The sequence below is a fragment of the Pseudomonas sp. Sample_14 genome (assembly GCF_004307515.1).
GTDB classification, from domain to species: domain Bacteria; phylum Pseudomonadota; class Gammaproteobacteria; order Pseudomonadales; family Pseudomonadaceae; genus Aquipseudomonas; species Aquipseudomonas atacamensis.
In genome coordinates this window covers 1-6,816 of the sequence record NZ_RCOC01000061.1, presented here as the reverse complement: position 1 = coordinate 6,816, position 6,816 = coordinate 1, and the positions used below count along the sequence as shown (strand labels likewise).

Genomic DNA, 6,816 nt, shown 5'->3' with positions numbered 1-6,816 from the left:
AGGATGGCTTCAGCGTGTCGCCGTTGTTCGAAGGCTGGGACACCCTGCGCGCTGATGAATGCGCGGCACTGGATCTGGCCGAGGGCAGCGAAGGCTGGGCGCGTGAGGTGTATTTGCGCGGCCACGGCGAGGCCTGGGTGTTTGCCCGCAGCGTTGCCTCGCGGGCGGCCCTGCAAGGTGATGGTTTGCACATGGATGAACTGGGCAGTCGCTCGCTGGGTGAACTGTTGTTTTGTGATCAGGCGTTCCAGCGCCGCGCAATTGAAGTCTGCCACTACCCTGAACAATGGTTGCCGCCGGCGGTGCAAGCCCCTGAGCTGTGGGGCCGTCGTTCGCGTTTCGACCGTGGCGCGCTGAGCGTGCTGGTCGCGGAAATCTTCCTGCCGAGCCTGTGGGACGTCGCCCGCGCCCATCCGGAGAACTGCTGATGTATCAGAGCCTGCTCAAGTCCCTCAACCGTCTGAACCCGCGCGCCTGGGATTTCGTTCAGTTGACGCGCATGGACAAGCCGATTGGCATTTACCTGCTGCTGTGGCCAACGCTGTGGGCGCTGTGGATTGCCGGCAAGGGTTCGCCGTCGCTGGCCAACATCGTCATCTTCGTCCTCGGCGTGGTGCTGACCCGTGCCGGCGGTTGCGTGATCAACGACTGGGCCGACCGCAAGGTCGACGGCCATGTCAAACGCACCGCGCAACGGCCGCTCGCCGCTGGCCGGATCAGCTCGAAGGAAGCGCTGGTGTTCTTTGCCGTGCTGATGGGCATCAGTTTTCTGCTGGTGCTGTGCACCAACGCACCGACGATCTGGCTGTCATTGGGCGGTCTGGCGCTGGCGTTCACTTATCCGTTCATGAAGCGCTACACGTACTACCCGCAAGTGGTGCTGGGTGCGGCGTTTTCCTGGGGCATGCCAATGGCCTTTACCGCCGAGACCGGAGAATTGCCGGCGGCGGCGTGGTTGCTGTGGATCGCCAATCTGCTGTGGACGGTGGGTTATGACACTTATTACGCGATGACCGATCGCGATGACGACCTGAAGATCGGCGTGAAATCCACGGCGATTCTGTTTGGCGAGGCGGATCGGGTGATCATCCTCAGCTTGCAGGCATTGTCGCTGGCCTGCCTGATTCTGGCCGGGTCGAAGTTCGAGCTGGGGATCTGGTTCCACCTCGGTTTGCTGGTGGCTGCGGGATGTTATGCGTGGGAGTTCTGGTACACGCGCAGCAAAGACCGTATGCGTTGCTTCCAGGCCTTCTTGCACAACCATTGGGCAGGGTTGGCGATATTTGTCGGGATCGTGCTGGATTACGCACTGCGCTGATGCATGACACCTGTGGGAGCGAGCCTGCTCGCGAAGGCGTCATGTCAGTCACCTCTGCAATAGCTGACACACTGCTTTTCGCGAGCAGGCTCGCTCCCACAGTTTTGTGCGTCGTGGTTATTTGGCCTTGGCGACTTTCCACGCGCCGTCCATTTTGCCGTCGCCGGTCATGTCGCCGGCCTTCTTGTCCATCACAAAGGTGTACAGCGGCATGCCCTGGTAGGCCCACTGCTTGCTGCCATCATCACGAGTGATTACCGTCCAGTCCCCCATCGACTTGTCATTCGCTGTCGCCATTAGCGGCGGCCAGTTTGCCGCGCACTTGTCATTGCACGCGGACTTGCCAGCGGAGTCCTTGGCAAAGGTGTACAGGGTCATGCCCTTTTGATCGGTGTACATGCCGTCCTTTTCCATCGCCGGATCGGCCGCCATGGCCAGCCCCGGCAATGTCAGGGCGGCGGCCAGCAGCAGGGCTTTGAACGAAGCAGTCATCTGAGTCATGGAAACCTTCTTTTGTGGTTGTCAGGATTCGGACTTAGAGCTTAGTCGAGGATGGGTGCAAATGTTGCGCGCCTGAAATACTGTCACACGACTGCAATAATTCCGTTATCTAATGCGGCGCAAGACAGTTAAATGACAAGAGGATTAAGGCATGGTTGGCAGGAGCATTCTGATCGTCGACGACGAAGCGCCCATTCGCGAAATGATCGCCGTGGCGTTGGAAATGGCCGGCTATGACTGCCTCGAGGCAGAGAACTCGCAGCAGGCGCATGCCATCATCGTCGACCGCAAACCGGACCTGATCCTTCTCGACTGGATGCTGCCCGGCACCTCGGGCATCGAACTGGCCCGGCGCCTCAAGCGTGACGAGCTAACCGGGGACATCCCGATCATCATGCTCACCGCCAAGGGCGAAGAGGACAACAAGATCCAGGGCCTGGAAGTCGGCGCCGACGACTACATCACCAAACCGTTTTCGCCGCGTGAACTGGTCGCCCGCCTCAAGGCAGTGCTGCGCCGCGCCGGACCGACCGATGGCGAAGCGCCGATCGAAGTCGGCGGCCTGCTGCTCGACCCGATCAGCCATCGCGTGACCATCGACGGCAAACCCGCCGAAATGGGCCCGACCGAATACCGCCTGCTGCAATTCTTCATGACCCATCAGGAACGCGCCTACACCCGTGGCCAGTTGCTCGACCAGGTCTGGGGCGGCAACGTCTATGTCGAAGAGCGCACCGTCGACGTGCACATCCGCCGCCTGCGCAAGGCCCTCGGCGACGCTTACGAAAATCTGGTACAAACCGTGCGCGGCACCGGTTATCGGTTCTCCACAAAAGCGTAAAAGCAGCTGCAAGTTTCCAGCTACAAGCGGCAAGTGAAAGCCGATCCGTTTTAGCTTGGAGCTTGCGGCTTGAAACTTGAAGCTGCGGCTAAGGACGCCTCTGTGAATCAAAACTGGCATGGCACCCTGATTCGCCACATGCTGTTGCTGGTCACCGCCTGCCTGGTGATCGGCCTGATCACCGGCTATTACGGCTGGAGCCTCGCGGCGGGTCTGGGACTTTATCTGGCCTGGACGCTCAAGCAATTGCTGCGTCTGCACGAATGGCTGCGCCAGCATCAACCCGACGAAGCACCGCCCGATGGCTATGGTCTGTGGGGCGAGGTGTTCGACAGCATCTATCACCTGCAACGCCGCGACCAACGGGTGCGCGGACGTCTGCAAGCGGTGATCGACCGGGTGCAGGAATCCACCGCCGCGCTGAAAGACGCGGTCATCATGCTCGACAGCGACGGCAATCTCGAATGGTGGAACCGTGCCGCCGAAACCCTGCTCGGCCTGAAGACTCCGCAGGACAGCGGCCAACCGGTGACCAACCTGGTGCGCCATCCGCGCTTCAAGGAATACTTCGAGCAGGACAGCTTCGCCGAGCCATTGGAAATCCCTTCGCCGACCAACGATCGCGTGCGCATTCAGCTGTACCTGACCCGCTACGGCAACAATGAACACCTGATGCTGGTCCGCGATGTCACGCGCATTCATCAGCTGGAACAGATGCGCAAGGACTTCATCGCCAACGTCTCCCACGAACTGCGTACACCGCTGACGGTGATCTGCGGCTATCTGGAAACTCTGCTCGACAATGTCGAGGAAGTGAACCCGCGCTGGAGCCGAGCCCTGCAACAGATGCAGCAACAGGGCGGGCGCATGCAGACGCTGCTCAACGATCTGTTGCTGCTGGCCAAGCTGGAAGCCACCGACTATCCGTCGGACAACCAGCCAGTGCAGATCGACACACTGCTGCAATCGATTACCAGCGATGCGCAGCAGTTGTCCGGGGCGAAGAACCAGCGCATCAGCCTCGAGGCCAATGCCGGAGTGCTGCTCAAGGGCAGCGAGGCCGAGCTACGCAGTGCGTTCTCCAATCTGGTGTTCAACGCGGTCAAGTACACCCCGGCCGAGGGCAACATCCGCATTCGCTGGTGGGGCGACGATCAGGGCGCGCACCTGAGCGTGCAGGATTCCGGCATCGGTATCGACAGCAAACACCTGCCGCGCCTGACCGAGCGTTTCTACCGCGTCGATTCCAGCCGCAACTCCAACACCGGCGGCACCGGCCTCGGCCTGGCCATCGTCAAGCACGTGCTGCTGCGCCACCGCGCGCGCATGGAGATCAGCAGCGTGCCCGGCCACGGCAGCACCTTCACCTGCCATTTCGCCCCGGCTCAGGTGGCCAGCGCACGGGCGATCAGCGCCGCCGAGTGATGCCGCCCGGCACACGCCACTAGGCAATCGCACGGTCAGCCGCTACATTGGCTGACTTGTGCCTGCCTTTCAGGCGCTGTTTCTCCCTACTTTCGAATCACACGGAACCCGCAAAACTCCATCATGGACCCTTCCCCTGGCTTGTCCCTCGCTACCATTTTCGCCGACTTCGGCATGATCCTTTTTGCTCTGATCCTGGTTTTGCTCAACGGCTTTTTCGTTGCGGCGGAATTCGCCATGGTCAAACTGCGCTCGACCCGGGTCGAGGCCATCGCTGAACAACACGGCTGGCGCGGGCACATCCTGCGCACCGTGCACAGTCAGCTCGATGCCTACCTGTCGGCGTGCCAGCTCGGCATCACCCTCGCCTCCCTCGGTCTGGGCTGGGTCGGTGAACCGGCGTTCGCGCACATTCTCGAACCGCTGCTGAGCGCGGTCGGCGTCGACTCGCCCGAGATCATCAAAGGCGTGTCGTTCTTCACCGCGTTCTTCATCATTTCGTACCTGCACATCGTGGTCGGCGAGCTGGCGCCCAAGTCATGGGCGATCCGCAAACCAGAGCTGCTGTCGCTGTGGACGGCGGTGCCGCTGTACCTGTTCTACTGGGCGATGTACCCGGCGATCTACCTGCTCAACGCCAGCGCCAACGCGATTTTGCGTATCGCCGGGCAAGGTGAACCCGGCCCGCACCATGAACACCATTACAGCCGCGAAGAATTGAAACTGATCCTGCACTCCAGCCGTGGCCAGGATCCCAGCGATCAGGGCATGCGCGTATTGGCCTCGGCCGTGGAAATGGGCGAGCTGGAAGTGGTCGACTGGGCCAACTCCCGCGAAGACCTGATCACTCTGGAATTCAACGCGCCGCTGAAGGAAATCCTGGCGATGTTCCGTCGCCACAAGTTCAGCCGTTATCCGGTGTACGACAGCGAGCGCCAGGAGTTCGTCGGCCTGCTGCACATCAAGGATCTGCTGCTGGAACTGGCCGCGCTGGACCACATTCCCGAGTCGTTCAACCTGGCCGAGCTGACCCGCCCGCTGGAGCGCGTATCGCGGCACATGCCGCTGTCGCAGCTGCTGGAGCAGTTCCGCAAGGGTGGCTCGCACTTCGCCGTGGTCGAGGAGGCTGACGGCAACATCATCGGCTACCTGACCATGGAAGACGTGCTGGAAGTGCTGGTCGGCGACATTCAGGACGAACATCGCAAGGCTGAGCGCGGCATCCTCGCCTATCAGCCGGGCAAGTTGCTGGTGCGTGGCGATACGCCGTTGTTCAAGGTCGAGCGTCTGCTCGGCATCGATCTTGATCACATCGAAGCGGAAACCCTCGCCGGGCTGGTTTACGAAACCCTGAAACGGGTGCCGGAAGAGGAAGAAGTGCTGGAAGTCGAAGGCCTGCGGATCATCATCAAGAAGATGAAAGGGCCGAAGATTGTCCTGGCCAAGGTGTTGATGCTCGATTGAACAGGATTGCGGGGCAGGTTTTGTGGCGAGGGGATTTATCCCCGTTGGACTGCGAAGCCGTCCCAAAACCATTGAATGCAGTCAGTGAGTACAGAGTTGCAATATTTGGGGCCGCTTCGCGGCCCAACGGGGATAAATCCCCTCGCCACAAAAACCCTCAACACCCTATCGCGCCTACTGCTTGCCCAACGCAAAGTTGGGCAACGCCCCCAGCGGCTGGTTGAACTGATAGGGAATCGACACCAACCCTTCGCCGGTATTGCGCTGCACCACAAAGTGCAGGTGCGGGCCGCTGCTGTTGCCGGTGTTGCCCGACAGCGCCAGCGGGCTGCCGACCTTGACCCGCTGGCCTTCGCGCACGCTTACCGAACCCTGTTTCAGATGCAGGTACACGCCCATGGTGCCGTCGTCGTGCAGCACCCGCACGAAATTGCCGGAGGCATCGGTGCCGCGCCCGCTCTGGGAGTTCTCGGTCTTGACCACCACTCCCGCTCGCGCGGCAATGATCGGCGTGCCCACCGGCATGGCAATGTCCATGGCGTAGCGGTTCTTCGGCCCGTAGTGGCTGTATTGGCCGTTGGCGCCCTGGCTCAGGCGAAACGGCCCGCCACGCCAGGGCAGCGGATAGCGATAGCTCTGCGCGGTGCCTGCGGGGTCGCCCAGCGAGTACTGGAACTGCGGCGAATACACCAGCGGCTGGTCACGACTGATCGCCGTCAGCAGCGCCAGCCGCGTGTTGCTGCGCGGTGGCAGCACACGACGGATCGCTCGCGACGGCGCGCCACGCACATTGCTCGTGCCGATGAAGGCCAGGGCAACCTCGACCGGCGCGTACAGATCGTTGCGCGCAAACACTACGTCGACGCCCTTCTGCTTCTTGATGTCCAGGTACACCTGGCGGTCGAGGCGCTCGACCATGCGGTCCTGAAACACGAACACTTTCGCGCCTTTGCTCGGGCGGTCACTGTACGAGACCACGCCGTTGGCGTCGGTGGATTTGTAGATGGTCATGGCCATCGCCAGCTGGGAAGCCAGGCAGAGACCGCAGAAAAACAGCAGGCGCGCGAGCATGGGCAAAAGTCTGTCGAAGGAAGGCCTGGGAATCAGCCTAGCAGCTGAGACAGACCAGGCTAGTCGACAGATGTTTCAAATTAGCCAGCACACAAAGCAAAAGATCGCAGCCTTCGGCAGCTCCTACATGAGAATGCGTTCCCCTGTAGATACTCTGTTCACGGTCAAGCTTTTTGGGTGTGTTTACCGCTAAAAA

Annotated in this window: 7 protein-coding genes; 5 read left to right on the top strand and 2 right to left on the bottom strand. The window is 61.1% G+C overall.

Annotated elements, in window-relative coordinates; translation table 11 throughout:
* Both D8U61_RS14185 and ubiA read left to right on the top strand, forming a co-directional pair.
* The coding region (locus D8U61_RS14185) for a chorismate lyase (protein ID WP_130927144.1) at positions 1–428 on the top strand (428 nt) is incomplete at its 5' end.
* Positions 428–1,318: a 4-hydroxybenzoate octaprenyltransferase gene (ubiA, locus tag D8U61_RS14180; RefSeq protein WP_076564596.1), complete on the top strand. Its 891-nt coding sequence runs from the start codon at positions 428–430 to the stop codon at positions 1,316–1,318. The genes D8U61_RS14185 and ubiA, both read left to right, overlap by 1 nt.
* Positions 1,319–1,435: 117 nt before the next feature.
* Here the strand turns inward: ubiA and D8U61_RS14175 are convergent, their stop codons facing one another.
* Complete coding sequence (locus D8U61_RS14175) at positions 1,436–1,819, bottom strand: hypothetical protein (RefSeq protein WP_016772488.1); 384 nt, start codon at positions 1,817–1,819, stop codon at positions 1,436–1,438.
* 151 nt (positions 1,820–1,970) lie between these two features.
* Between D8U61_RS14175 and phoB the strand changes: the two genes are divergently transcribed.
* The 3 genes from phoB (at position 1,971) to D8U61_RS14160 (ending at position 5,549) form a co-directional block, all read left to right on the top strand.
* Positions 1,971–2,660: a phosphate regulon transcriptional regulator PhoB gene (gene phoB, locus D8U61_RS14170; RefSeq protein WP_007896474.1), complete on the top strand. Its 690-nt coding sequence runs from the start codon at positions 1,971–1,973 to the stop codon at positions 2,658–2,660.
* Between the two features lie 138 nt (positions 2,661–2,798).
* Positions 2,799–4,085: a phosphate regulon sensor histidine kinase PhoR gene (phoR, locus tag D8U61_RS14165; protein WP_231991049.1), complete on the top strand. Its 1,287-nt coding sequence runs from the start codon at positions 2,799–2,801 to the stop codon at positions 4,083–4,085.
* 123 nt (positions 4,086–4,208) lie between these two features.
* Positions 4,209–5,549: a hemolysin family protein gene (locus D8U61_RS14160; protein WP_016772486.1), complete on the top strand. Its 1,341-nt coding sequence runs from the start codon at positions 4,209–4,211 to the stop codon at positions 5,547–5,549.
* A gap of 174 nt (positions 5,550–5,723) precedes the next feature.
* Here the strand turns inward: D8U61_RS14160 and D8U61_RS14150 are convergent, their stop codons facing one another.
* Complete coding sequence (locus D8U61_RS14150; RefSeq protein WP_016772485.1) at positions 5,724–6,620, bottom strand: M23 family metallopeptidase; 897 nt, start codon at positions 6,618–6,620, stop codon at positions 5,724–5,726.
* Positions 6,621–6,816: the final 196 nt, after the last annotated feature.

Coding starts and splice junctions, on each gene's coding strand:
- ubiA (WP_076564596.1), top strand. CDS start 428: ATGTATCAGAGCCTGCTCAAGTCCCTCAACCGTCTGAACCCGCGCGCC.
- D8U61_RS14175 (WP_016772488.1), bottom strand. CDS start 1,819: ATGACTCAGATGACTGCTTCGTTCAAAGCCCTGCTGCTGGCCGCCGCC.
- phoB (WP_007896474.1), top strand. CDS start 1,971: ATGGTTGGCAGGAGCATTCTGATCGTCGACGACGAAGCGCCCATTCGC.
- phoR (WP_231991049.1), top strand. CDS start 2,799: ATGCTGTTGCTGGTCACCGCCTGCCTGGTGATCGGCCTGATCACCGGC.
- D8U61_RS14160 (WP_016772486.1), top strand. CDS start 4,209: ATGGACCCTTCCCCTGGCTTGTCCCTCGCTACCATTTTCGCCGACTTC.
- D8U61_RS14150 (WP_016772485.1), bottom strand. CDS start 6,620: ATGCTCGCGCGCCTGCTGTTTTTCTGCGGTCTCTGCCTGGCTTCCCAG.